The 24,353-nt window shown below is 71.3% G+C and carries 21 protein-coding genes, 1 tRNA gene and 1 pseudogene; 14 read left to right on the top strand and 9 right to left on the bottom strand.

All coding sequences use genetic code 11. From position 1 onward, the window contains the following. The 4 genes from ACIPWY_RS02385 (at position 1) to ACIPWY_RS02370 (ending at position 4,447) form a co-directional block, all read left to right on the top strand. Positions 1 to 1,206, top strand: a complete 1,206-nt coding sequence (locus ACIPWY_RS02385; RefSeq protein WP_401532057.1) for an MmgE/PrpD family protein — start codon at positions 1 to 3, stop codon at positions 1,204 to 1,206. Further along, positions 1,203 to 2,435 (top strand): CaiB/BaiF CoA transferase family protein, encoded by a 1,233-nt coding sequence (locus ACIPWY_RS02380; protein WP_393704311.1) that lies wholly within the window; start codon positions 1,203 to 1,205, stop codon positions 2,433 to 2,435. The genes ACIPWY_RS02385 and ACIPWY_RS02380 overlap by 4 nt, the downstream gene beginning before the upstream one ends. Continuing rightward, positions 2,432 to 3,598 (top strand): acyl-CoA dehydrogenase family protein, encoded by a 1,167-nt coding sequence (locus ACIPWY_RS02375; RefSeq protein ID WP_401532056.1) that lies wholly within the window; start codon positions 2,432 to 2,434, stop codon positions 3,596 to 3,598. The genes ACIPWY_RS02380 and ACIPWY_RS02375 overlap by 4 nt, the downstream gene beginning before the upstream one ends. 105 nt (positions 3,599 to 3,703) lie before the next feature. Continuing rightward, complete coding sequence (locus tag ACIPWY_RS02370) at positions 3,704 to 4,447, top strand: GntR family transcriptional regulator (RefSeq protein ID WP_362901745.1); 744 nt, start codon at positions 3,704 to 3,706, stop codon at positions 4,445 to 4,447. Positions 4,448 to 4,479: 32 nt separating this feature from the next. Here ACIPWY_RS02370 and ACIPWY_RS02365 read toward each other — a convergent pair whose 3' ends face one another. Both ACIPWY_RS02365 and ACIPWY_RS02360 read right to left on the bottom strand, forming a co-directional pair. Then, on the bottom strand, positions 4,480 to 6,447 hold the full coding sequence (locus ACIPWY_RS02365) for an FAD-dependent oxidoreductase (RefSeq protein WP_401532055.1): 1,968 nt from the start codon (positions 6,445 to 6,447) through the stop codon (positions 4,480 to 4,482). 85 nt (positions 6,448 to 6,532) lie between these two features. Next, positions 6,533 to 7,138, bottom strand: coding sequence for a TetR family transcriptional regulator (locus ACIPWY_RS02360; RefSeq protein WP_362901741.1), 606 nt, complete (start codon positions 7,136 to 7,138; stop codon positions 6,533 to 6,535). Between the two features lie 153 nt (positions 7,139 to 7,291). Between ACIPWY_RS02360 and ACIPWY_RS02355 the strand changes: the two genes are divergently transcribed. Next, on the top strand, positions 7,292 to 8,758 hold the full coding sequence (locus tag ACIPWY_RS02355; protein ID WP_401532054.1) for an APC family permease: 1,467 nt from the start codon (positions 7,292 to 7,294) through the stop codon (positions 8,756 to 8,758). Here ACIPWY_RS02355 and ACIPWY_RS02350 read toward each other — a convergent pair. Further along, positions 8,704 to 9,432: a Mut7-C RNAse domain-containing protein gene (locus tag ACIPWY_RS02350; protein WP_401532053.1), complete on the bottom strand. Its 729-nt coding sequence runs from the start codon at positions 9,430 to 9,432 to the stop codon at positions 8,704 to 8,706. The genes ACIPWY_RS02355 and ACIPWY_RS02350 overlap by 55 nt on opposite strands. Positions 9,433 to 9,796: 364 nt before the next feature. On the opposite strand from ACIPWY_RS02350, the gene ACIPWY_RS02345 reads away from it, so the two are divergent. From ACIPWY_RS02345 to ACIPWY_RS02320, 6 genes are all read left to right on the top strand, one after another. Further along, positions 9,797 to 10,882 (top strand): beta-ketoacyl-ACP synthase III, encoded by a 1,086-nt coding sequence (locus ACIPWY_RS02345; protein ID WP_362901735.1) that lies wholly within the window; start codon positions 9,797 to 9,799, stop codon positions 10,880 to 10,882. 69 nt (positions 10,883 to 10,951) lie between these two features. Next, positions 10,952 to 11,254, top strand: a complete 303-nt coding sequence (locus tag ACIPWY_RS02340; RefSeq protein WP_362901733.1) for a phosphopantetheine-binding protein — start codon at positions 10,952 to 10,954, stop codon at positions 11,252 to 11,254. After that, positions 11,251 to 12,492, top strand: a complete 1,242-nt coding sequence (locus ACIPWY_RS02335) for a beta-ketoacyl-[acyl-carrier-protein] synthase family protein (protein WP_401532052.1) — start codon at positions 11,251 to 11,253, stop codon at positions 12,490 to 12,492. Before ACIPWY_RS02340 ends, ACIPWY_RS02335 begins: the two co-directional genes overlap by 4 nt. Positions 12,493 to 12,555: 63 nt before the next feature. Further along, on the top strand, positions 12,556 to 13,548 hold the full coding sequence (locus tag ACIPWY_RS02330) for a 3-oxoacyl-ACP synthase III family protein (protein WP_401532051.1): 993 nt from the start codon (positions 12,556 to 12,558) through the stop codon (positions 13,546 to 13,548). Next, positions 13,542 to 14,174: a carboxymuconolactone decarboxylase family protein gene (locus ACIPWY_RS02325; RefSeq protein ID WP_362901727.1), complete on the top strand. Its 633-nt coding sequence runs from the start codon at positions 13,542 to 13,544 to the stop codon at positions 14,172 to 14,174. Before ACIPWY_RS02330 ends, ACIPWY_RS02325 begins: the two co-directional genes overlap by 7 nt. Beyond that, a complete protein-coding gene (locus ACIPWY_RS02320) occupies positions 14,171 to 15,457 on the top strand; it encodes a cytochrome P450 (RefSeq protein ID WP_362901725.1) in 1,287 nt (428 codons plus the stop codon). The genes ACIPWY_RS02325 and ACIPWY_RS02320 overlap by 4 nt, the downstream gene beginning before the upstream one ends. Before the next feature lie 19 nt (positions 15,458 to 15,476). Here ACIPWY_RS02320 and ACIPWY_RS02315 read toward each other — a convergent pair whose 3' ends face one another. After that, positions 15,477 to 15,998, bottom strand: a complete 522-nt coding sequence (locus tag ACIPWY_RS02315; protein ID WP_393704294.1) for a hypothetical protein — start codon at positions 15,996 to 15,998, stop codon at positions 15,477 to 15,479. 110 nt (positions 15,999 to 16,108) lie between these two features. Next, positions 16,109 to 16,645 (bottom strand): RidA family protein, encoded by a 537-nt coding sequence (locus tag ACIPWY_RS02310; RefSeq protein ID WP_362901721.1) that lies wholly within the window; start codon positions 16,643 to 16,645, stop codon positions 16,109 to 16,111. A gap of 25 nt (positions 16,646 to 16,670) precedes the next feature. On the opposite strand from ACIPWY_RS02310, the pseudogene ACIPWY_RS02305 reads away from it, so the two are divergent. After that, a pseudogene (locus ACIPWY_RS02305) lies at positions 16,671 to 16,802 on the top strand (IS5/IS1182 family transposase); the annotation flags it as partial. A gap of 207 nt (positions 16,803 to 17,009) precedes the next feature. Here the strand turns inward: ACIPWY_RS02305 and ACIPWY_RS02300 are convergent. Continuing rightward, positions 17,010 to 17,097: transfer RNA gene (locus ACIPWY_RS02300), tRNA-Leu, on the bottom strand. 142 nt (positions 17,098 to 17,239) lie between these two features. On the opposite strand from ACIPWY_RS02300, the gene ACIPWY_RS02295 reads away from it, so the two are divergent. Beyond that, positions 17,240 to 18,577 carry a DUF2254 domain-containing protein gene (locus ACIPWY_RS02295; RefSeq protein ID WP_362901719.1) on the top strand — a complete coding sequence of 446 codons (1,338 nt, stop codon included), beginning with the start codon at positions 17,240 to 17,242 and terminating at the stop codon, positions 18,575 to 18,577. A gap of 84 nt (positions 18,578 to 18,661) precedes the next feature. Here ACIPWY_RS02295 and ACIPWY_RS02290 read toward each other — a convergent pair whose 3' ends face one another. The 3 genes from ACIPWY_RS02290 to sucC all read right to left on the bottom strand — a co-directional run bounded on the left by ACIPWY_RS02290 (position 18,662) and on the right by sucC (position 22,525). Then, positions 18,662 to 20,257 carry an aldehyde dehydrogenase family protein gene (locus ACIPWY_RS02290; RefSeq protein ID WP_393704290.1) on the bottom strand — a complete coding sequence of 532 codons (1,596 nt, stop codon included), beginning with the start codon at positions 20,255 to 20,257 and terminating at the stop codon, positions 18,662 to 18,664. A 146-nt stretch (positions 20,258 to 20,403) separates the two neighbouring features. Further along, the gene (gene sucD, locus ACIPWY_RS02285; protein WP_401532050.1) at positions 20,404 to 21,315 is read right to left on the bottom strand and encodes a succinate--CoA ligase subunit alpha; all 912 of its coding nucleotides are present in this window, start codon (positions 21,313 to 21,315) and stop codon (positions 20,404 to 20,406) included. Positions 21,316 to 21,358: 43 nt separating this feature from the next. Next, positions 21,359 to 22,525, bottom strand: a complete 1,167-nt coding sequence (gene sucC / locus ACIPWY_RS02280; protein ID WP_393704286.1) for an ADP-forming succinate--CoA ligase subunit beta — start codon at positions 22,523 to 22,525, stop codon at positions 21,359 to 21,361. 145 nt (positions 22,526 to 22,670) lie between these two features. Between sucC and ACIPWY_RS02275 the strand changes: the two genes are divergently transcribed. Then, entirely contained in the window at positions 22,671 to 24,353 is a 1,683-nt protein-coding gene (locus ACIPWY_RS02275; protein ID WP_362901711.1) for a thiamine pyrophosphate-binding protein, read from the top strand.

Here is a 24,353-nt window from a genome sequence, read left to right as displayed (position 1 = left end):
ATGCCGGCCATCGCGCAATCCCTCGCCGAGTGGGCCTACGGATACGAACCCGACGCCGAGGACCTGGCGCTCGCCCGGCGCTCCCTGCTGGACACCGTCGCGGTCACGCTCGCCGCGCGTGACCACCCGGTGAGCGCGCTGGCCGCCGAGCTGCCGGACGCGGCGCGCTGGGCCACCGTCGGGCACGTCCTCGACTTCGACGACCTGCACATCGAGTCCACGACCCACATCAGCGCCGTGATCGTCCCCGCGGTCCTCGCGGCGGGCGGCGACGCGCGCGCCTATCTCGCCGGGGCCGGCGTGATGGCCCGGCTCGGCACGCTGCTCGGCTGGTCGCACTACGCGGCCGGCTGGCACGCCACCTGCACGGCGGGCGCCCCCGCCGCTGCCGTCGCGGCGGGCGTCGCCTGGGGCCTCACTCCCCGGCAGCTGGCGACGGCCATGGCGCTCGCGGTGCCCGGCGCGAGCGGGGTCCAGGCCGCGTTCGGGACCCACAGCAAGTCGCTCCAGGTCGGCTTCGCGGCAGAGGCGGGGGTGCGGGCGGCGCGCCTCGCGCGGGCGGGCGCGACGGCCGACCCGCGGGCGGTCGACGCGTGGCTGAAGCTGGTCGGGGCGGAGGGAGGGGCGCCGCAGGCCGGCGGCCCCGCCGTCCCCGGCGGCCTCGCCATCAAGATGTTCCCCTGCTGCTACGCGATGCAGCGCCCGATCGCGGCGCTGCGCGCCCTGCGCGCCGAGTGCGGCCCCGACGACGTCACGGCCGTCCGCGTCACCACCCCTGGGGCCACGATCCACCCCCTCATCCACGACGACCCGGACACCGGACTCGAAGGCAAGTTCAGCCTCCCGTACGCGGTGGCGACGGCCCTGCTCGACGACTTCCCCGGCTTCGAGGCCTTCACGGACGACGCGGTGGGCCGGCCCGAGGTGCGGCGTCTGATGGCGGCCGTCGAGACGGAGCGCACCGAGGGAGGCGGCGGGCTCCTCGACGGTGAGGCCGTCCTCGCGGTGACGCTCGCCGACGGGCGCGTCCTGCGGTCCGCCTTGTCCCATCCTCCGGGCTCGCCTCAACGCCCGCCCACAGAGGCGGAGTTGGTGGAGAAGTTCGCCGCGTGCGGCAGTGACGTACCGGCTCTGCTCAAGGACACGACCTGGGAGTCGGCCCGCGCGCTGCTCCTCGCCGAACTTCCCGGGAAGGCACCCGCATGACCGATCCGCTCCCCCTCGAAGGCATCACGGTCGTCAGCCTGGAACAGGCCGTCGCCGCACCCTTCGCCACCCGTCAGCTCGCCGACCTGGGCGCCCGGGTCATCAAGGTCGAGCGTCCCGGCGGCGGAGACTTCGCCCGTCGCTACGACACCACGGTGCACGGCCAGGCCAGCTATTTCGTGTGGCTCAACCGCTCCAAGGAGTCCCTCACCCTGGACCTCAAGTCGCAGGAGGGCCGGGACATCCTGGAGGAACTCCTCGCGGACGCCGACGTGTTCGTCCAGAACCTCGCCCCGGGCGCCGCCGACCGCCTGGACCTCGGCCCCGCCGCGCTCCAGGCCCGCCACCCCCGCCTCATCCCGTGCACGATCAGCGGGTACGGCACCAGCGGCTCCTGGTCGCAGCGCAAGGCGTACGACCTGCTCGTGCAGTGCCAGACGGGACTGCTCTCCATCACGGGCTCGCCCGACGAGCCCGCCCGCGTCGGCATCTCCGTCGCCGACATCTCGGCGGGCATGTACGCGTACAGCGGCGTCCTCACCGCCCTCTACACGCGGGCCACCACCGGACGCGCGCCCGCCGTCGAGGTATCCCTCTTCGAGGCGCTCGCCGAGTGGATGAGTCAGCCCGCCTACTACACGCGCTACGGCGGTACGCAGCCGCCGCGCATCGGCGCCCAGCACGCCACGATCGCGCCCTACGGCCCGTTCACCGCCTCCGACGGGAAGCAGGTGCTGCTCTCCATCCAGAACGAGCGCGAGTGGCAGGCCCTGTGCTCCACGGTCCTCGGGCGTCCCGAACTCACCGACGACCCCCGCATGGCCACCGGCGCCGACCGCGTCGCCCACCGCGACGAGGTCAACGCGGCCGTCTCCGCGCGCTTCGCCGAGCTCGGCAGCGAGGACGCCATGGCCCTCCTCGACAAGGCCGGCATCGCCAACGCGGGTGTGAACTCCATCGCCGAATTCCTCGCCCACCCTGCCCTCGTCGAACGCGACCGGTGGCGCGACATCGCGGTGCCGGGCACACAGGAACCCGTACAAGCTCTGCTCCCGCCCGCGGACCTCTCCGGCGTCACTCCCCGGATGGACCCCGTGCCCGCCGCGGGAGAGCACACCGAACAGATCCTCACCGCCCTGGGCCGCAGCGCCGCCGACATCGAGCGGCTGCGGGCGCAGGGCGTCATCGACACCACGCACGACCGCGAGCAAGGAGCGTCCGCGAAGTGAGCACCCTCGACACCCTCTCTTCCGACGAGCAGCTGATCATCGAGACCGTGCGCGATTTCGTGGATCGCGACGTCAGGCCAGTCGTAAGGGAGTTGGAGCACTCCGACACCTACCCCGGGGCGCTCATCGAGCAGATGAAGGACCTCGGGATCTTCGGCCTCGCGATCCCCGAGGAGTACGGCGGCACGCCCGTCTCCACGCCCTGCTACGTGCTGATCACCGAAGAGCTGGCGCGCGGCTGGATGAGCCTCGCGGGCGCCATGGGCGGCCACACCGTCGTGTCCAAGCTGCTGCTGCACTTCGGCACGGACGAGCAGAAAGACCGCTACCTGCCGAAGATGGCGACCGGCGAGATCCGCGCGACGATGGCGCTCACCGAGCCGGGCGGCGGCTCCGACCTCCAGGCGATGCGCACGGTCGCGCGGCGCGAGGGGGACGCGTACGTCGTCAACGGCGGCAAGACCTGGATCACCAACTCCCGCCGCTCGCAGCTGATCGCGCTGCTGTGCAAGACGGACCCGGCGGCCGAGCCGAAGCACCGCGGCATCTCCATCCTGCTCGCCGAACACGGCCCGGGGCTCACCGTCTCGCGCGACCTGCCGAAGCTCGGCTACAAGGGAGTCGAGAGCTGTGAGCTGACCTTCGACGACTACCGCGTCCCGGCCGGCGCGCTGCTCGGCGGCGTCGAGGGCAAGGGCTTCGGACAGATGATGAAGGGCCTGGAGACGGGCCGCCTCCAGGTCGCCTCGCGCGCGCTGGGCGTCGGCAGGGCCGCGTTCGAGGACGCGCTGCGCTACGCGCAGGAGCGCGAGACGTTCGGCGAGCCCATCTACAAGCACCAGTCGATCGGCAACTACCTCGCCGACATGGCGACTTCGCTCACCGCGGCGCGCCAGCTCACCCTGTACGCCGCCCGCGAGGCGGACGCGGGCCGCCGCGTCGACATGGAGGCGGGCATGGCCAAGCTCTTCGCGTCGGAGACCGCCATGCAGATCGCCCTGAACGCGGTCCGTGTCCACGGCGGCTACGGCTACTCGACCGAGTTCGACGTCGAGCGCTACTTCCGCGACGCGCCCCTGATGATCGTCGGCGAGGGCACCAACGAGATCCAGCGCAACGTCATCGTGCGCCAGCTGGTCTCCCGGGGCGGTCTGGACGTCTGACCTGCGCACCTTCTTGTACGGCCATTAGACTCACGGCACAGGCAGGGTGGGTGAACGGCAGACATGACGCGTACGACACGCACAGAGCGGACGAGGGGGACACAGATGGCGACCCCCGGGCGTGACAGCGCCTATGTACGCCTCGCGCGCGAGCTGCGCGAGGCGATCCTGCGGCACGACTATCCCGAGGGTGTGCGGCTGCCCACCGAAGCAGAGCTCGCCGCCTCGCACAGGCTCAGCCGGCAGACCGTGCGGCGCGCCTTCCAGGACCTGGTCACGGAGGGCCTCGTGCACCGGGTCCCGGGGCGCGGCACGTTCGCGGCACCGCGCGAGGAGCAGTATCTGCGGCAGTTCGGCTCGGTCGAGGACCTCATGGCGCTGTCCCTCGACACGACGATGCGCCTGGTGTCGCCACTGCGCCGCCGCGTCGACGTCGACGCGGCGGGCAGGCTGCGCGTCGGTTCCGACCGCGTGGACCACCTCTCGTTCCTGCGGCTGCACGAGGACACGCCGTTCTGCCTGACGACGGTGCACCTGCCGCCGGAGGTGGGCGCGCTCGTCGCGGACCGGCCCGAGCTGACGGAGGAGGGCGCGGACAGCCGCGTCACCGTCATCGGCCTCCTCGACAGCCGCCTGCCCGAGCCGATCGCGGAGGCGGAGCAGTCCGTCACGGTCGCCCTCGCCTCCGCCGAGGTGGCGGCTCATCTGGACTGCCCGCCGCAGCATCCGCTGCTCCGCATCGACCGCCTCTACCTGTCGGCGTCGGGCCGCCCGGTCGAACTGGCCGTGAGCCACTTCCTGCCGGAGCACTACTCGTACCGGGTGCGGCTGCGCCGCCATCCGCGCTGAGGCGGGCCGGTCGGGAGCCGGTCGGGCGCGCGTCAGAGGGACGACGCCACCGTCAGCCCTTCCAACACGGCCTCCTCCACGGTCCGCGGTGACACACAGTCCCCCGCCATCAGGACCTCACCCACCCGTCCGTCCGCCAGAGAGGCCAGCTCACCCACGGGGTCGTGCCCCTGGGCGAGGACGACGGCCGCGACGCCTTCGATGATCACCGGCTCCTCGGTGAGGGTGTGCTGGAAGTACGCCGTGTCGGCGTCGGCTCCGTAGGGGCGCACCGTCGGCACGGTCTCGACCCCGGCCCGCGCGGCCTGGGCGAGCATCGACGCACGCACGTACTGCTGCAGGTGTTCGCCCGCACCGAAGCCCGTCGTACAGAGCGTCACTTTCCTTCCCTGGCGGGCGAGTTGGACGGCCACACCGATCCCGATCCAGTCGCCGCGCCAGTCCGCGACGACGATCCGGCCCTTGGGGACGTCGGCGGTGCCGCGGACGACGTCCCAGGCGTCCAGGACAACGGGGTCGTCGAGGAGTTCGAGTGCGGGCCTGCGCGGCACCGCTCCCGTCGCGACGATGAGCGCGTCCGCCTCCTCACGGTCGAGCAGTTCGGCGTCGACCCGGGATCCGGTGACGATCCGCGCCCCGGCCCGCCGCGCCTCACCCTCCAGATTGGTGATCGCACCGCCGAACTCGGCTCGGCCCGGGAGAAGTTGGGCCAGCAGCACCTGTCCGCCGACGCGCCGTCCCGCCTCGTGCAGGGTGACGTCGTGCCCACGGGACGCGGCCACGGCGGCGGCCTTGAGTCCCGCCGGCCCGCCACCCGCGATGAGGACCTTCCGGCGCCTGGTGGGCAGCGGCAGCCGCGTGAACCGACGCTCCCTGCCGGTCTCGGGGTGCTGGATGCAGGAGACCGGGTAGCCGCGCTGGAAGTGGCCGATGCAGGCCTGGTTGCAGCCGATGCAGGCACGGATCTCCTCCGTGCGGCCCTCGCTCGCCTTGCCCGGCATGTCGGGGTCGCAGATCAGGGCGCGGGTCATGGCGCACGCGTCGGCCTGGCCCTCCTTGATGATCTGCTCGGCCTCCTGGGGCTGGTTGACGCGTCCGGCGACCATGACCGGCACGTCCACCGCCGCCCGCACGCGCGCCGCGAGCGGGGCGGTGTATCCGGCGGGCTGCGTCATCGGCGGCGCGATGTGCACGGCGCCGGAGACCGTCGCCGACGACCCGGCACAGACGCTCACATAGTCGACGAGCCCCTCGCGGTCGAGCCGTGCGGCCGCCTCCACGGCGAGTTCGGCGGTGAGGCCGTCGTGGCTCAACTCGTCGCCGGAGATGCGCAGTCCGGCGACGAAGTCCGGTCCGGTGTACGCCCGTACGGAGGCGAGGGCCTCACGCAGGAACCGCAGCCTGCCGTCCGCGTCGCCCCCGTACCCGTCGGTGCGCACATTGACCTGCGGGTTGAGGAACTGGGCGGGGAGGTACCCGTGGCTGGCGACCACCTCCACGCCGTCGAGCCCGGCGGCGCAGAGCCGGCGCGCGGCCTCTCCGTACCCGTCGACGACTTCGCGTATCTCGGTCTCGGTCATGGCGCGCGGCATCACGTGGAAGCGTTCGCTCGGCGTCGCGGACGCCGACCAGGCGACGGGCGCGGAGCCGTCGCGGGATTCGAGGATCTCGCGTCCGGGGTGGAAGAGCTGTCCGAAGACCTTGGCGCCGTGCCGGTGCGCGGCCTCGGCGAGCCGCCGGTACCCCTCGACACACGAGTCGTCCGTGGCCATCAGCACGTGCGTCGTGTACCGCGCGGTCTCGTGAACTCCCGCCACCTGTACGACGATGAGCCCGACGCCACCCTCTGCGCGCGCCTCGTGATAGGCGACGAGATCGTCGGTGACCTGCCCGCCTTCGACGAGAACGGTGTCGTGACCGGAGGACAGTACGCGGTTCTTCAGAGTCACGCCGCCGATGGCGAGCGGGCTGAACAGGTGCGGGAATGCGGTCGACGTCATGGCGCGGTGCCTCCTGTGAACTGCGGCTCGGATCAGTTGAGTTGAGGGAGAGAGGAGGGGATGGGGAGAGGCGGAGAGGAACAGCTCAGTCGCTTACGCCGAGGACGGACCGGGCGGTGGCGAGGATGACGGCGGCGTAGCCCTCCGCCCCCATCCCGCTGCCCGACGCGACAGCCATGTCGCAGCCGTCGACGGCGGCGAGCACGGACCGCACGGCGACGTCGGTGGGCACGACGGGTGCGAACTTCCCTGCCTGAACGCCCGATTCGACGATTCCGTGGACGAGCTCGCGCCAGTCCTCGTGGGCGCGGCGCACCCCGTCCCGCAGCTCGGGCCTGCGGGCGGCGCTCGCGCAGAACTCCGTCCAGGTCGCGCTCCGCCGCTGGAGGTCGGGGTCGTCGGCCAGCTCGCGTACGAGGAGTTCGAAGCGGCGCCACGGGTCGGGCTCGGCGGACGCGCCCGTGCGCCAGCGGGCGATGAGTTCACCGATCGACCACTCGAAGGCCTCGCGGAAGAGCAGGTCGCGTGTGTCGAAGTAGTGCTGGAGCAGCCCGATGGACACGCCGGCGCCGCGCGCCACGTCCCTCATGCGCGCCGCGTCGAAGCCGCGTTCGGCCATGACCAGGGCGGCCGCCCTCAGAATCCGCTCGCGCTGCACCTCGCCCGCGTCGCCGCTCTCGCGTTCCCCCATGCCCCGCTCCTCTTCCCGGAATTGGGCCCTGCCGGACCCCTATGCCAGCCAACAATAACGAATTATTGTGACCGCCGACACAGCACGGCGGCACCACTTTCCGCCGCCCATGACCTTCTCCCGTCAGTCCCCGGACCGAGACAGGTGACCCCCTTGAGCCAACAGCTGCACAAGTCCCTGACCTGGCGCGACGGCCTCGCCATCGCCATGGTGATCCCCAACGGCCTGCTCCTGACGGTGGGTTACACCGTGGGCGCGATCGGTGGCTGGACGGCGATCACCATCTGGTGCGTCGGCGCGCTCGTCGCGTTCGCGCAGAACATGCTGTTCGCCGAGACCGCCGCGATGTTCCCCGGCATGTCCGGCGGCATCAGCAGATACGCCACCGAGGGCTGGAAGCGCTACTTCGCCCCACTGGGCGCCGTCGCGTCGTACGGCTACTGGATCGGCTGGTCGTTCAGCATCGCGGTCAACGGCGCGGCGATCGGCCACCTCATCACCTCCCAGTGGTTCCCGCACGCCCCGTCGATCCCGTTCCCCGGCCACCGCGTCGGTCTCCCGGAAGCACTCGCGGTCCTCGCGATAGCCGGCGGCTGGGCCTGCAACTACTTCGGCGCGCGGCTGGCCGCCGGCGTCTCCAAGGCCGTCGCGGCCCTGGTGATGTGCGGCCTCGCGGTGGTCGTCGTAGCACCGTTCCTGCGCCCGGGCAGCTGGGACGCGTCACGTCTGACCTGGTACCACGGCGGCAGCTGGATGACGCTGATCGTGTGGTTCTACGTCACGGCCTGGACGACGTACGGCACGGAGATCTGCGCGTCGTTCGCCCCCGAGTACCGCGACACGGCGCGTGACACGGCGAAGGCGTTGCGGCTGACATCCCTCATCTCGCTCGGCGTCTTCTTCGTCGTGCCGCTCGCGACGGTCGGCAGCGTCGGCGAGGAGACGCTGCGCTCGGATCCGGTCGGCGCGTTCGCCACCGCGTTCACCCAGGCCCTCGGCGGTTTCTCCGACGTCGGCGTCCTCATCCTGATCGTCTCGATGTTCTTCGGGATGGTGTCGTGCACGGCGGACGGGGGCCGGGCCCTGTACGGCCTGGCGCGCGAGGGCATGACCGTACGGCAGCTCGACAAGGTGAACCGCTGGGGCGTGCCGGGCCGCGCCCTCACGCTGGACGCGCTCGTCAACGCCGCGATCGTGGTCCTGCTCGGCGAGCCCCTGAGCATCCTCATCGCCAGCAACTTCGGCTATCTGGTGGCCATGACACTCGCCGTAGCCGGCTTCCTGCTCCTGCGCAAGGACCGCCCCGACTGGCCCCGCCCGATCCGCCGCGCCCGCGCCTGGATCCCGGTGGCCTGGGTGCTGCTGGCCTTCAACGTCGTGATCGTCTCGGTGGGCGTCACACACCCGTCCCTCGCCGGCTACGGCGGCGCCACGGAGTCCTTCCTCGCGGTCGGCATCCTGCTGATCTCGGTGGTGCTGTACGCGTACCGAAGGGTGGTCCAGGACGGGCAGCGCATCGCCTGGCGCATCGAACCGCCCCTGGTACCGCAGGACGAGGCGGCGTCTCAGCCCCCGAACTCGTCGACCGCCCGCCCCACGATCCGCTCCAACCGTTCGTGATGGGCGCCCCGCCAGTACACGCGCTCGCACTCCTGGCACTGGGCGAACACGTCGTAGCTGCCACGCGTCCCGCCTTCCAGCAGGCCGGCGACGTCTTCCTTGCGGGCTTCCTTCAGCAGCCCGTTGCAGGCGGTGCACCGGGTCCAGGGGTTCAGCTCGGGCGTGAACCGGCCCAGTACGTCGCGTAGTTGCTCGTCGGGCCGGTCGCTGTAGACGTACGCGCCGGCCCACAGCTCACGCCGCCGCAGCAGCCCCCGGTCCCGGGTGAGCATGACGCGCCGCTCGGCGGCGGAGCGGGCCGCGAGCGCGGGGTCGCCGATGTCCGTGGACTCGTACGCGGAGTCGACGCCGAGCAGCCTCAACCGCCGTGCCAGCGTGCCGAGATGGACGTCCAGGAGAAACCGCAGCGGAGCCCCCTCGACGCGCTGCGGCCGGACGACGGCCCGCACCTCGACCCGCTCCCCGGCCACGGGAATGTGCCCGACCGCCACCTCGCGCCCGTCCACGACCAGCGCCCCGACCTCCGTCAGCGGCACGCCGAGCGACTCGATCACGTGCCCCAGCGTGGAGACGCCGTCGGTGACGAGCGGGACGGCCGCGCCCCCACGCCGCGCATGCGGAACGAACAGCTCCAACTCGGGCACAACGCTGATGACGATCTCCGGTCCGTTCATCGGCTCAGGATGCCATGGGCGCGGAGCCGGGGACCTGGGGTTTTCCCCTCGCACGCGGCGGAGGCCGCCGCGCGCCGAACCGCCTTACGGGTGACACTCGTTCGGCCCACCGACCGCCATCCGGAACCTATCCTTCCGCTCCTGAGCTGCGCGGATACAGCCGTGCGGCCACCACTGGGATTTCGATCGATCGAGATGCTCCGTTTATGAAGATCCTTTCTGTGCTTACAGTTCTCCCGGTTCGTACAGGAATCAACATGGTCGTACGGGGCGCGGCACGCTGCGCCCTGCGGCGGCATGCCTCACGAGCAGTGGCTTCGTGCGGGGATCGGCTTGCAGGATCGAGACGTAGAGCGAGGATCGGGTGACTTCGGCTGACGCGCACAGGCCCGCCGGCCGGTCCGGCGCAGTCCTGGAGGGGCTGGCGGGCTGGGTGCCACCGCGCCGGATCACCAACGACGAACTCCCCGCCGCGTGGGACGTCGACGACACGTGGGTGCGGCGGCGGAGCGGGATCACCGCCCGGCACTGGGCCGGCCCCGGCGTCCGTACCGGCGAACTCGCCCTGGAGGCGGCCGTCCGCGCACTGGCCGTCGCCGGGGACCCCGTTCCCGACACCGTGCTCGTCGCGACCTCCACCCCCGACGTGCCCATGCCCGCCATGGCCCCCCTCCTCGCCACCCGCCTCGGGCTCGACCGGGCCGCCGCCTGGGACATCTCGGCGGCGTGCAGCGGTTTCGGCTACGGACTCGCCACGGCCGTGGGCGTGATCGCCTCCGGCGCCGCCGAACGCGTCCTCCTCGTCGCCGCGGAGGTCTACTCGACCCTCGTCGACCCCGCCGACCGCAGCGCGGGCATCGTCTTCGCGGACGGCGCGGGCGCGGTGGTCCTGCGCCGTGGCACCCATGGCGAGCCGGGCAGCGTGCTCGCCTTCGACCTCGGCAGCGACGGCTCCGGCCACGAACTGATCCAGATCCCCGGCGGCGGCGCCGCCGAACGCGCGGACCCGGCCGCCCACACCCCGGCCGACCGCCACTTCCGCATGCGGGGGCGCGAGGTGTTCCGGCACGCGGTGACCCGCATGACCGAGTCGTCCCGCGCCGTGCTCGACCGCACCGCGTGGACCACCGGCGACGTGGACCGGTTCGTGGCCCACCAGGCCAACGCCCGGATCCTCAAGGAAGTCGCCGAGCGCCTCCAACTCCCGGCGCAGAGACAGGTGTCCAACATCGAGCACGTCGGCAATACGGGCGCCGCCTCCATCCCCCTGGCACTCGCCGACGCCGCCTCCCGCGGCCTGCTCACCCCCGGTCAGCGCGTCCTGCTGACCTCGTTCGGCGCCGGGCTCACCTGGGCCTCGGCCACGCTTCTGTGGCCTGAGCTGCCGGCGGTACCGCCGGTGCGTACGCCACCTCAGGCCTCGCTGCGTACGCCACCTCAAGCCTCGTAACGCTCCCCGTATGCCGGCACCGAGCACCACCGCACACGCACACACACGCACGACCTGAAAGGACCGCTCATGTCCTCGTCGTCCCCGACCGCCCCCGCCTCCCCCTCAGCCCGGATGGCCTCCGCATCCCGGGCCCGTGCCGCCGTCGCCTCCGTCCTCATGCAGAAGTTCGAGGTCAGCCCCGACAGCATCCGCCCCGATGCCACCCTCGCGAGCCTCGACCTCGATTCCCTCGCCCTCGCCGAACTCGCCCTCGCTCTCCAGGACCAACTCGGCGTGCGGGTCGACGAGTCGGAGGCCACCAAGCGCACGACCGTAGCCGAGCTGACCGCCACCCTCGCCACCCGGCTGATCACGGCAGGGGTCCGGTGACGACGACCTCCGACCGCACGATCTCCGTCACCGGCCTGGGCCTCGTCACCCCGGCCGGTGTCGGCCGCGAGGCGACGTGGGCGGGGGTGCTGCGCGGCCGGTCCACGGCCGCGCAGGACCCCGAACTCAAGGAACTCCCGGTCGACTTCTCCTGCCGTATCCCCCTCATGACCCCCGAGCAGGCGCGGATCGGCGGGGGCAAGTCCTGGCGGATGGGCCAGTTCACCCGCCTCGCGGTGCTCGCCGCCAGGGAGGCCGTCGCCGATGCGGGGTTCACCCCCGGCGGGGACTGGGGTGGCGCCCGGGTCGCCGTCGTCATCGGCTCGGGTCTCGCCGGCGCCGCGCATCTCGAGGAGCAGTCGGAGCGGTTCCTCAAGGGTGGCCCCGAGCTGGTCGCGCCCACCCTCATTCCCATGCTCATCTCCAACATGGCGGCGGGCGAGGTCGCGCTCGACCTGGGCGCGTACGGCCCGTCGCTCGCCACGGAGAGCGCCTGTGCCTCGGGCGCGAGCGCCCTCGCCGTCGCCCGCGATCTACTGCTGTCCGGGGCCTGCGACATCGCGGTCGCGGGCGGTACGGAAGCTGCTGTCTCGCCGGTCGTCACGACCGGCTTCCAGCGGATGGGCGCGCTGTCGGCCCGCACGGACGAACCCGCGGCCGCCTCAAGGCCGTTCGCCGTCGACCGCGACGGTTTCGTGATCGCCGAGGGGGCGGCCGTCTGCGTACTGGAGCGGTCGGCGGACGCACGGGCCCGCGGCCACCGCACGTACGCGTATCTCGCCGGGGCGGGCCAGTCCACCGACGCGCACCACCCGACCGCGCCCGCACCCGGGGGCGCGGTCGCCGAGAGCGCGCTGCACGCCGCCATCGCCGACGCGGGGCTCGCCCCGGGTGACATCGACCATGTCAACGCCCACGGCACCTCCACCCCCCTCAACGACCGGGCGGAGGCCGAGCTGATCGCCCGTGTCCTGCCGCACGCCCCGAGTGTCACCGCCCCCAAGGGCGTACTGGGCCACAGCCTGGGCGCGGCGGGGGCGATCGAGGCCGCGCTCACCGCGCTGACGATCCATCACGGCACGGTCCCACCGGTCGCGAACCTCACGCCCGGGAAGCTGGGCTTTCCGCTCGACTGCGTGACCGGCGCGCCGCGCCCTCAGCGCGTACGGGCCGCGGTCACGCATTCGTTCGGCTTCGGCGGGCACAACGTGGTGCTGACGCTGACGTCGACCACATGAACCTGCCTCCCACTCTCCGATTCCCGCGTAGCGCCCCCTGAGAGAGAAATACCCCTGTTGACTGTGTACAGCAGCATCATTCACGCGGCGGTCCATGTGCCGCCCGGCCGACAGTCCGTCGCCGAGGCAGAGGAACATTTCCGCTCGCACAATCCCCACCTCTCCCTGTCGCCGGGCGTCCTGGCGCACATGTACGGGCTGTCGGAGCGGACCGTCGCCCCCGCCGACGAACAGCCCTCCGACCTCGCGGCCCACGCGGCACGCCGCCTGTTCGGTGCGCGCGACATCACCGACCCGAGCGACATCGACCTGCTGATCTTCACCGGGATCCTCGCCGACATGGAGGAGCCCGCCACCGCACACGTGGTCGCCGACAAACTCGGCCTGGGCTGCCCGGTGTTCGACCTGAAGAACGCGTGCAACGGCGTGCTCAACGCCATCGAGGTGGCCGACGCCCTCATCAGGTCGGGCCAGTACCGCCGGATCCTCGTCACCACCGGCGAGGTGTCCACGCGCGAGAGCCGCTGGTCGGTCGACGACCCCGCCGACCTGCTGACCGCGCTGCCCAGCCTCAGTACGGGCGACATGGGATCGGCACTGCTCCTCGAAGCGTCCGAGAGACCCGGCGTCATCGGCTCCCGCTTCTTCGCCAACTCCTGGGGCTGGCGGGCTGCCACGTTGACCAACCCCTATGCCGATCATCGGGCCCTCGGTGAACTCCGCATCGATTCGGGGCAGTTGATGGAGTCCTTCGCCGGTATGCCGCAGAAGGTGAAGGGCGCGGTGGCCGACCTCGGGGTCAAGGTCGACGAACTGGATCTCGTGTGCGTGCACCAGCCGTCGGTCGCGTTCACGAGGGTGGCGTGCACATGGGTGGGCGTGGACCCGGACCGCGTTCTCGCCACGTTCCCCGCGCACGGCAACGTGGCCACCAACACGATCCCCCTGCAACTGGCCACCGCGCTGGACAGCGGACGCCTCCAACGAGGGGACCTGGTAGGCCTGTTCGGCTTTGCGAGCGGGGCGAGTGCGGGGGTGGTGGTGTGCGAGTGGTGACCCCTGACCTGGTGACCCCGCGCATGGTGACCCCCCGCATCCCTCCGCTGCCGGCCGAGGAGTGGCCGCCCGTGCTGCGCGACCTGCTCGGCGCGTCGAGCCAGGACGGGCCGGGACGCGTCAACCTCTTCGGCACCCTCGCCCACCACCCACCGCTGGCCGAGGCGTGGCTGCGTCTCGCCCACGTCCTCACCCATCAGGGCACGCTGGTGCCTCGGGATCGCGAGCTGGCCATTCTGCGCACGTCCTACCGGCTGGGCTGCGACTTCGTACGCGGGCGTCACGAGGAGCACGCCCGGCTGGCCGGACTCACCACGGCAGAAGTAGCCGCGACAGCCTCCCCCACTCTCGCCCCCGACCTCGCTCCTCACCACTGGCACCCGGCCGACCTGGCCGTCCTGCGTACGGCCGACCTTCTCGCCGACCACGCGCAGCTTCCCGAACCCTTGTGGCAGGAGCTCGCGGAACGGCTCCGCGCGGAGCAACTGGTCGAGCTGCTCCTGGTGATCGGCCAGTGCGCGATGGTCTGCACGACGCTGAACACGCTGGGCACTCCCCCTGACACAGCGGGCCCCGCCCCCTCCGCCCCCTCCCCCACCTCCCCGAAAGGGCGCCTCCCCGCATGACCGTCGCGCTCACGCAGCAACTCACGTACCAACTCGGGCACCCGCTCGGGCACCAGCCCACGCCGCTTCGCCTGCCCGCCCCCTACGGCACATGCCCGTTCACCCCGCCGCCCGCCTACGCGGAGGCGGCGCGCGGAGGCCCGGTCACGCGCGCCGTCCTGCCCGACGGCTCACCGTGCTGGCTGATCACGGGCTACCGGGAGGTGCGCTCGGTCCTGGCGGACGCCCGCTTCAGCGCTGACGCCCGTACGCCCGGCTTCCCTTTCCTCTCCCCTGCCCAGCGCCGACTGGCCACGGAGCGCCCGAGTTTCATCCGCCTGGACGACCCGGAACACGCGAGGCTGCGCCGCATGGTCACCAAGGACTTCCTGGTGAGACGGGTGGAGGAGCTGCGCCCAGGTATTCAGCGGATCGTGGACGAGGCAATCGACGCTCTCGACACCCCGAACAAGAACGGTCAACAAGTTCAACCGGGTCAACCAGCGGGCCTCGTAAGGGACTTCGTAACGGACTTCGCCCTCCCCGTCCCCTCCCTCGTGATCTGCCTGATGCTGGGCGTCCCGTACGAGGATCACGACGTGTTCCAGCGTCTCAGCCGCACGCTGCTGGACAACACCGCGACCGAGGCCGAGGTCGCGGGGGCGCACCGCGGCCTGACGGGCTACCTCGCCGGGCTGGCCGAGCGGAAGGCGCGCGAGCCGGGCGACGACATCCTGAGCCGGCTGGCCGCCCGCGACGACCTCACCCCCGAACAGGTCGCCTCGCTCGGCTTCATGCTCCTGGTCACGGGCCACGAGTCCACGGCGAACATGTCGGCCCTGTGTGTCCTGGCCCTGCTCAAGAACCCCACGCTGGCGAAACGACTCCGCGACGACCCCGGTCTGGTACCCGCAGCCGTGGAGGAGTTGCTGCGCCACCTGACGATCATCCACCTCGGCCTGGCGCGCGCCGCCAAGGAGGAGGCGGAGGTTGGCGGGGTCACGATCGCGGCGGGTGACGGCGTGATCTGCATGCTCTCCACCGCCAACCGCGACGAGGAGGCCTTCGGCAACACCGCGGCCCGGTTGGACCCGGCCCGCCCCGACGCGCGCCGCCACCTGGCGTTCGGCTTCGGCGTCCACCAGTGTCTGGGCCAGACACTGGCCAGGGTGGAACTCCAGATCATCCTGACGACACTGCTACGCCGCCTGCCGAACCTACGCCTGGCAGTGCCGGAGCCGGCCCTCACCTACACCACGCAGAACATCGTCTACGGGGTGAGGTCGCTCCCCGTCACCTGGTGATCCACTGAGCCGGCCCGCGTCAGCAACCGCGCCCCCGCGGCTCGAACTTCACGCGCGCGTGAACGTCCTTGCCGTGGACCTCGCTGTACGTGGCGGGGCTGACCCGGAACCAGAGGTCGTCCTTGGCGGGCTTCCCGTTCACGTCGTCGAGCCGCACACACCACCGCTCGGTCCGCACGACGCGGGTGTACGTCTCGCTGCCCTTGCGGACCTTGTGGCACTGGCTGTAGCGCTCGGTGGTGTACCAGGTGCGGGTCTTCTTGCGCTTGCCGCTGCCGCTGCGCGAGGTGTGCTTGACCTTCCGGGTCGCCGGATCGCACTCCTTGACCATGTGGGCGCGGGTGCCCTTGGCGGTCTTGCGCGGGAGGTGCCGGACAGCGTCGTAGAGACCCCGCACCTGGTCGGAGTCAGGCCGCGAGTACGCACCGCCCTTGCCGCCACCGTGACCGCCCCCCTTGTCCGCACCGCCACCGCACGCACTCAGAACGGCCACGAGCATCAAGGTGAGGCCGGCGAGTACCGGGCGCTGCTTCACGGACATTTCTCCTCTTCAGGGGCTCGCACACCGGAGGTGTACACGTCATACATCGCGCCGCAGCGTATCCGATCACGAGTAAGGGGCGGGCGGGCGGCCACTCCGTGAATCCGAACCTATGCGGGGACTCGGGAGGCGACCACCTCGATCTCAATCATGAGCCCGGGAACGATCAGCTGGTTGACCTGGACTGTCGTGGAGGTCGGGAAGGGCCCGTCGGCGTACATCCTCTTCCGGTACGGCAATGCGCCGACCAGCGCATCCATGTCCGTCACGTACATGCTTTCGCGCACGACATGGCGGAGATCAAGGGAGTACCTGGCCAGGCTCTCCTTGATGCGCGCGTAGATGAAGGCCATCTGGGCGGGCAGGTCGCCGGGAGAAACGCAGTTGAAGTCCTTGTCGAGGGCCGCGGTGCCCGACAGCCAGACGGTGTTGTCCACGCGGACCCCCTGGGAGTACCCGAGGGATTTCTGCTGGGATTCCCAGTAGTAGACGAGATCGGTTCTGCTGGGGGCTGCGGATGCCTCGGGCACCGCGAGTTGGGCGCCGACGGCGGCCACTCCGGTGATGCCGACGCCGGCGAGGAGGCGCCGACGGACGACGTTGTTGTCGGGAGCCTCGTCCGGAATTGATTCACCTCGGGCACTCATCACTGTTTGCCTCCTGTAGTGAGCGGTGATGCCGTCGGCGCCGGAACGTCCGCAGGGCGGTGTCCGACGTCGGCGCGGGGACCGGGAGGTTCTGGCCGCGATCATCTTCATGGCCACGCCGGGATCTACGCGGACCGCGCTCCTCCGGTTCACCGAGCCCCCCCACTCGCCCCAAGAGGCGCGCTCAGCGGCCCGCGTGCCTGCTCCTGGTCGAGGCGCTGGCCACCCACTGGGGCACGAAGCCTCGCGCGCAGACGGGGAAGACGGTGCGGGCGGAACTCAGCCGCTCCGCGCCCGCCCGCTCGGGCGGCGAGAAGCGCAAACGCGAAGTGCCGGTCGAGAAGATCTCGACCGGCACTCTCACTGGTGTCCGAGGGGGGACTTGAACCCCCACGCCCGATAAAGGGCACTAGCACCTCAAGCTAGCGCGTCTGCCATTCCGCCACCCGGACTGGGTGTTTGTCGCCCGGCCGGGGCGTTCCCCGCGGCGACATGGATAACAATACCAAGGTTTCGGAGTGCCTTTCACCTGCATATCCGTCCCCTCGGCGGCACCTGCGAGGGGTCGGGAGCGGGGCCGCCTACAGTCTCACCATGAGTAGCCAATCGGTCACCGGGACGCATGGGCGCGTGCGGCGACCTCGGGCCCTGTCGCCGCTGCGGGAGCATCTTCGGGACACGTTCTGGTTCGCGCCGACCGGGGCCATGGTCGGGATCTTCGTCGTGTGGTTCCTGGCCAACGAGCTGGACGCCGCCATCGTCGGCGCGCTGCGCGATGCCGGTTCGTACGACAGCATCAGCGAGCTCCAGAGCGTCACCAACGACGCACAGACCGTCGTGAGCACCGTCAGTGCCGCGATGATGACCTTCATCGGTGTCGTCTTCAGCATCTCGCTCGTGGCGCTCCAGATGGCGAGCGGGCAGCTCAGCCCCCGGGTGGTGCGGATCTTCATCCGCAGCCGGATCACGAAGGCCACGTTCGCCGTCTTCCTCGCGACCTTCCTGCTGTCGCTGCTCGTGCTCACCTCGTACGACAGCGAGCCCGACCCGAAGCTCGTCAAGTCCGTGCCCGTCGTGCAGTCCGTGCTCACCGTCTTCATGGTCGGGCTGAGCCTGCTGCTGTTCGTGATGTACGTGAACTCGACGCTGCGGATGATGCGCGTGAGCTACGTGATCGAGCGGGTGTCCGCGGAGGCGTTCCAGCTGGTGGCCCGGATGCCGGTGGACGCCGGGGGTGCCGGTGAGGTGGGCGAACTGGGGCCGGAGACCGCCCGTGTCGTTCATGAGGGGCGGGCCGGTGTGATGCGTGACGTCAATTTCGCCCGGCTCCTCCGCGCCGTCCGGCACCGGCCCGGCGTCATCCTGCGGATCCTCCCCCGCACCGGCGACTTCGTGGTGCCCGGCACGCCCGTCCTCGCCGTGCACGGCGGGCCCCCGCCCTCCGCGCGGGCCCTGCGCTACACCGTCCACGTCGGCGTCGAGCGCACCTTCCACCAGGATCTCGGGTTCGGGCTGCGGCAGCTCGCCGACATCGCGCTGCGCGCCCTCTCCCCCGCCGTGAACGATCCGACGACCGCCGTGCAGGCCCTCGACCGCATCGTGCAGTTCCTGGCCGCGGTCGCGAACCGGCCGCTCGACTCGTTGCGGTATCCGGACCGCGGCGGCGTGGTGCGGCTGGTGCAGCCGCTGCCCGGGTGGGAGGAGCTCGTCGATCTGGGGTTCGCGGAGATCCGGGGGTGCGCCGTCGGCAGTCCCCAGGTGTCGCGGCGCATGCTGGCCGGGCTCGACGATCTGCTGCTGCTCGCTCCCGAGGATCGGCGCGGCCCACTGCTGCGGCACCGGGAGCTGCTGACCGCGGCCGTGGAGCGGGCCGTGCCCGAGCCCGCCGACCGCGACTTCGCACTCCGGCCGGACCGGCAGGGCATCGGGTAGGCATCAGGCAGGCAGGGGGTGGGGATCAGGGCAGCGGCACCGCCGTGACGGCGCCGCGCACCCGTCTCCCGGCCCCCCGAAGGGCTACGGCATCAGGTGATACTCCGGGAAGTTGCCCGGCAGGCGTTCTCCCTCCGGGCCCCTCGTCACCGCCCGCACCAGCAGGTCCCCGCCCACGAACGCGCCGCGCCAGGATGCGCCGAAGCCGCCGAACAGCTCGTCCCGGTCGCCGCGCGAACGCGGTTTGCCGCGGCCCGTCTTGAAGGCGCGGATCTGTGGGGCGAGGCGGTCGTACGTCGCGTCGTCGTCCGTGGAGAGGGTGGCGACCAGCGCACCGTTGGAGGCGTTCATCGCGGCGAGCAGCTCCGCCTCCGTGTCGACCAGGACGATCGTGTCGACGGGGCCGAACGGTTCGGCGTGGTGGAGAGGGGAGGAGGGGGGTGGGCTCAGGAGCGTGACCGGGTGGACGTACGCGCTCGTGTCCTGGCCGGGGAGGAAGCGGGCCGGGTCCGGGGCGCCTCGGTGCAGCGGCACGGCGCCCCGGTCGATGGCTTCGGCCACCTGGTCCGCGAGCTCCTTCGCCTTGGCCGCGTTGATCAATGGGCCGAAGTCGAGCTGCGGGTGAGGGTCTTGAGGGTTCGCTACGGCCAGCGGGTGGCCGACGTTCAGGGTGTTTACGGCCGGCAGGTACGCGGCGAGGAAGTCGTCGAAGAGGCTGCGCTGGACGACGAAGCGCGGGTACGCGGTGCAGCGCTGCTTTCCGTAGTCGAAGAGCTTGGGGATCACAGCGGAGAGCTTGTCCCAGTCGGTGTAGTTCCAGATGCCCCAGGTGTTCAGGCCCTCCTGTTCGAGGATGTGCCGCTTGCCGAGGTCGGCGACGGCCGTGGCGACGGCGGCGCCGGTGTCCCGGCCGCCGACGAACGAGACGCAGCCGATCTCGGGTGCCCGCACCAGCGCTTCGGAGAGTTCGCCCCCGCTGCCGCTGACCAGGGTGACCGGGACGCCCTCGCGGGCGGCGAGTGCACAGGCCAGGGTGAGGCAGGCGACGCCGCCGTCCGTGGGGGTCTTGGCGATGACCGCGTTGCCGGCGAGTGCCTGGATCAGGACCGCGTGCACGAGGACGCTCATCGGGTAGTTCCAGCTGGCGATGTTCGAGACGGGGCCGTCGAGCGGTGCGCGGCCCTCGACCATGGGCTCGATGCCGTCGACGTACCAGCGCACCCCGTCGATGGCGCGGTCGACGTCGGCCTGGGCGAGGCGCCAGGGCTTGCCGATCTCCCAGACGAGGAGGAGTGCGAGGAGTTCGCGGTGCTGGGTGAGGGCGTCGAGGGTGGCGCCGACGCGGGCGCGGCGCTCGTCGAGCGGGATGTGCCGCCAGGCGCGGTGCTGGTCGAGCGAGGCGCGCACGGCCTGGTGGGCGGTGGCGGCGTCGAGGCGGGGCGGCCCGGCGATGGGGCTGCCGTCGACGGGGGTGGTGGCGGGCAGGGCGCGGCCGTCGGCCTGCCAGGTGCCGTTCCACAGGTTGAGTACGCGGTCGTCGCGGAACGCCTCGGGGGCGGCGGTGAGACAGCGCTGCCAGGCGTCGTGCCAGGAGGTGCCGGCCTTGAGGGTGGTCGCCGCGGGGGCGTCGGGGCCTGGGGCGTCAGGGCGGGGGGTGCCGTTCGTGGGGTTGCTTGCCATTTCGGGTTCTCCGCTCACGGTGCACAGTCGGGGCGGGGGGTGCATGGCTCGTGCGGGGGGGGGTGCGGGGGTGATGCAGGGCTGGTGCCGGGGGGTGGAGTGGGGAGGTTGCCCGGTGGGCTCGCTCCCCACTCCCGCTGTGCGCGTCAGTCCGCCAAGCGGTCGAGTACCAGGCGGGCCGTCTCCGTCGGGGTGGAGCCGACGCGGACCCCGGCCGCTTCCAGGGCCTCCTTCTTGGCCTGGGCCGTGCCCGAGGAGCCGGAGACGATCGCTCCCGCGTGGCCCATGGTCTTGCCCTCGGGGGCGGTGAACCCGGCGATGTAGGCGACGACCGGCTTGGTGACGTGGTCGCGTACGTAGGCCGCGGCACGCTCCTCCGCGTCGCCGCCGATCTCCCCGATGAGGACGATCAGGTCGGTGTCCGGGTCGTCCTGGAACGCGGCGAGGCAGTCGATGTGCGTCGTGCCGATGACGGGGTCGCCGCCGATGCCGACGCAGGTGGAGAAGCCGATGTCGCGTAGCTCGTACATGAGTTGGTAGGTGAGTGTGCCCGACTTGGAGACGAGGCCGATGCGGCCGGGCTTGGTGATGTCGGCGGGGATGATGCCGGCGTTGGACTGGCCGGGGGTGATCAGGCCGGGGCAGTTGGGGCCGATGATGCGGGTGCCCTTCGCGGCGGCGTACGCGTGGAAGGTCACGGCGTCGTGGACGGGGATGCCCTCCGTGATGACGACGGCGAGCGGGATGCCCGCGTCGGCGGCTTCCGTGACGGCGGCCTTGGCGAAGACGGGCGGTACGAAGACGACGGTGACGTCGGCGCCGGTGGCCGCGATGCCCTCGGCGACGGAGCCGAACACCGGTACGGCAATGGGGGTGCCTCCCTGGCCCTTGAGGCCTTGGGGGACGTCGAAGTCGACGCTGCGGCCCGCCTTGCGCGGGTTGACGCCGCCCACGACGTTCGTGCCGGCGGCGAGCATGCGCCGGGTGTGCTTCATGCCCTCGGCGCCGGTCATGCCCTGGACGAGGACCTTGCTCTCCTTGGTCAGGTAGATCGCCATGTCCCGCTCTCCTTGGTGAGGTGGATCGCCATGTCCCGGCTCCTCAGCCCGCGTTGGCGAGATCGGCGGCCCGGCGCGCGGCGCCGTCCATGGTGGTGGCCTGTTCGACGAGGGGGTGGGCGCGGCCGTCGAGGATGGCGCGGCCCGCTGCGGCGCTGTTCCCGTCGAGGCGGACGACGAGCGGCTTGGTCAGCGTCACGGACTCCAGGGCCTGGACGATGCCGTCGGCGACGGCGTCGCAGGCGGTGATGCCGCCGAAGACGTTCACGAAGACGGACTTCACGGCCGGGTCGGAGAGGATGACGGAGAGACCGTCGGCCATGATCTGCGCGGAGGCGCCGCCGCCGATGTCGAGGAAGTTCGCGGGGCGGGCGCCGCAGCCCGCGACCACGTCGAGCGTCGACATGACGAGCCCGGCGCCGTTGCCGATGACGCCGACCTCGCCGTCGAGCTTCACGTAGTTGAGGCCCTTGCGGGCGGCGGCCGCTTCGAGGGCTTCGCCGTGGGAGTCCTCGGAGGACCCCGAGGACCCGGAGGACTCCGAGGGCTCCTGGGCGCCCCAACGCGCTTGGCGGAAGCGGGCGTTGTCGTCGAGGGTGACCTTGCCGTCGAGGGCCAGGATCTGGCCGTCACTCGTACGCACGAGGGGGTTCACCTCGACGAGTACGGCGTCCTCGCGGGTGAGGACGTCCCAGAGGCGGACCAGGACGTCGACGGTCCGGTCGGGGAGGCCGGCGGCCTCGGCGATCTGTGCGGCCTTCGCCGTGGTGACACCCTCGGTCGGGTCGATCGGGATGCGGGCCACGACCTCGGGCCGGGTCGCCGCGACCTCCTCGATGTCCATGCCGCCCTCGGCGGAAGCGATGGCGAGGAAGCGCCCGGCCGCTCGGTCGAGGACGTAGGAGACGTAGAACTCGCTCTCTATGGCGACGGGTTGGGCCAGCATCACCTTGCCGACGGTGTGGCCCTTGATGTCCATGCCGAGGATCTGGCGTGCCGTCAGTTCGGCGGCGGGCGGGTCGGCGGCGAGTTTGACGCCGCCCGCCTTGCCGCGGCCCCCGGTCTTCACCTGTGCCTTGACGACGACACGGCCGCCCAGCCTGCGCGCGATCTCGCGGGCCTCCTTGGGCGAGTCCGTGACCTCGGCTTTCGGCACCAAGATGCCGTGTTCTTCGAAGAGTTCCCTTGCCTGGTGCTCGTACAGGTCCATTTCTGGCTCCCGTCTTAAAAGTGCCGCACGCCCCCTGGACACCACCCACCGGATGCGGGATAACAAGCTTCATACAGTATTCGTCGACTGTATGCAATGTACTGCGACAGCGCACGACTCCCCTACGAAGGGACAGGACTTCGCCATGCCCGACGACAGCCAGGAACTCATCTCCGGTGGTCATCTGGTCGCCAAGGCGCTCAAGGCAGAAGGTGTGGAGGTCATCTACACCCTGTGCGGCGGCCACATCATCGACATCTACGACGGCTGCGTCGACGAAGGCATTGAAGTCGTCGACGTCCGTCATGAGCAGGTCGCCGCCCACGCGGCGGACGGGTACGCGCGCATCACCGGCAAGCCCGGCTGCGCCGTCGTCACCGCGGGCCCGGGCACCACCGACGCCGTCACCGGTGTCGCGAACGCGTTCCGCGCGGAGTCACCCATGCTCCTCATCGGCGGCCAGGGCGCGCACACCCAGCACAAGATGGGCTCGCTCCAGGACCTGCCGCACGTCGACATGATGACGCCCATCACCAAGTTCGCCGCGACCGTGCCGGACACCGCGCGCGCCGCCGACATGGTGTCGATGGCGTTCCGCGAGTGCTACCACGGCGCCCCCGGCCCGTCGTTCCTGGAGATCCCCCGCGATGTCCTCGACGCCAAGGTGCCGGTGGACAAGGCCCGCGTACCCCGGGCCGGCCAGTACCGGGCCTCGACCCGCTCGGCCGGTGACCCCGAGGCGATCGAGAAGCTCGCCGACCTCCTCGTGCACGCCGAGAAGCCGGCGATCCTGCTCGGCAGCCAGGTGTGGACGACCCGCGCGACCGAGGACGCCGTCGAACTCGTCCGCGCCCTCAACGTGCCCGCGTACATGAACGGCGCGGGCCGCGGCACCCTGCCGCCCGGCGACCCGCACCACTTCCAGCTCTCGCGCCGCTACGCCTTCTCCAACGCCGACCTCATCATCATCGTCGGCACGCCCTTCGACTTCCGCATGGGCTACGGCAAGCGGCTCTCCCCCGACGCGACCGTCGTGCAGATCGACCTCGACTACCGCACGGTCGGCAAGAACCGCGACATCGACCTCGGCATCGTCGGCGACGCGGGCCTCGTCCTGAAGTCGGTCACCGAGGCCGCCTCCGGACGGCTGAACGGCGGGGGCACCAAGCGCAAGGAGTGGCTCGACGAGCTGCGGGCCGCCGAGCAGACCGCCATCGAGAAGCGGCTGCCGAGCCTGCGCTCCGACGCCTCTCCCATCCACCCGTACCGGTTGGTCAGCGAGATCAACAACTTCCTCACCGAGGACTCGATCTACATCGGGGACGGCGGCGACATCGTCACCTTCTCCGGGCAGGTCGTGCAGCCGAAGTCGCCGGGCCACTGGATGGACCCGGGGCCGCTGGGCACCCTCGGCGTCGGCATCCCCTTCGTCCTCGCCGCCAAGCAGGCGCGGCCCGACAAGGAGGTCGTCGCGCTGTTCGGCGACGGGGCGTTCTCGCTGACGGGCTGGGACTTCGAGACCCTCGTCCGTTACAACCTGCCCTTCGTCGGGATCGTCGGCAACAACTCGTCGATGAACCAGATCCGTTACGGCCAGAAGGCCAAGTACGGCGACGAGCGCGAGCGCGTCGGCAACACCCTCGGCGACGTCCACTACGACAAGTTCGCCCAGATGCTGGGGGGTTACGGCGAAGAGGTCCGCGACCCCGCCGACATCGCGCCCGCGCTCCAGCGGGCGCGCGAGTCCGGGAAGCCCTCACTGATCAACGTGTGGGTCGATCCGGACGCGTATGCCCCCGGAACCATGAACCAGACGATGTACAAGTGA

The sequence above is a fragment of the Streptomyces sp. NPDC090032 genome, assembly GCF_044748025.1.
Lineage (GTDB): Bacteria > Actinomycetota > Actinomycetes > Streptomycetales > Streptomycetaceae > Streptomyces.
Note: the sequence above shows the minus strand (reverse complement) of the source record. Positions and strands in the feature narration are given on the sequence as shown.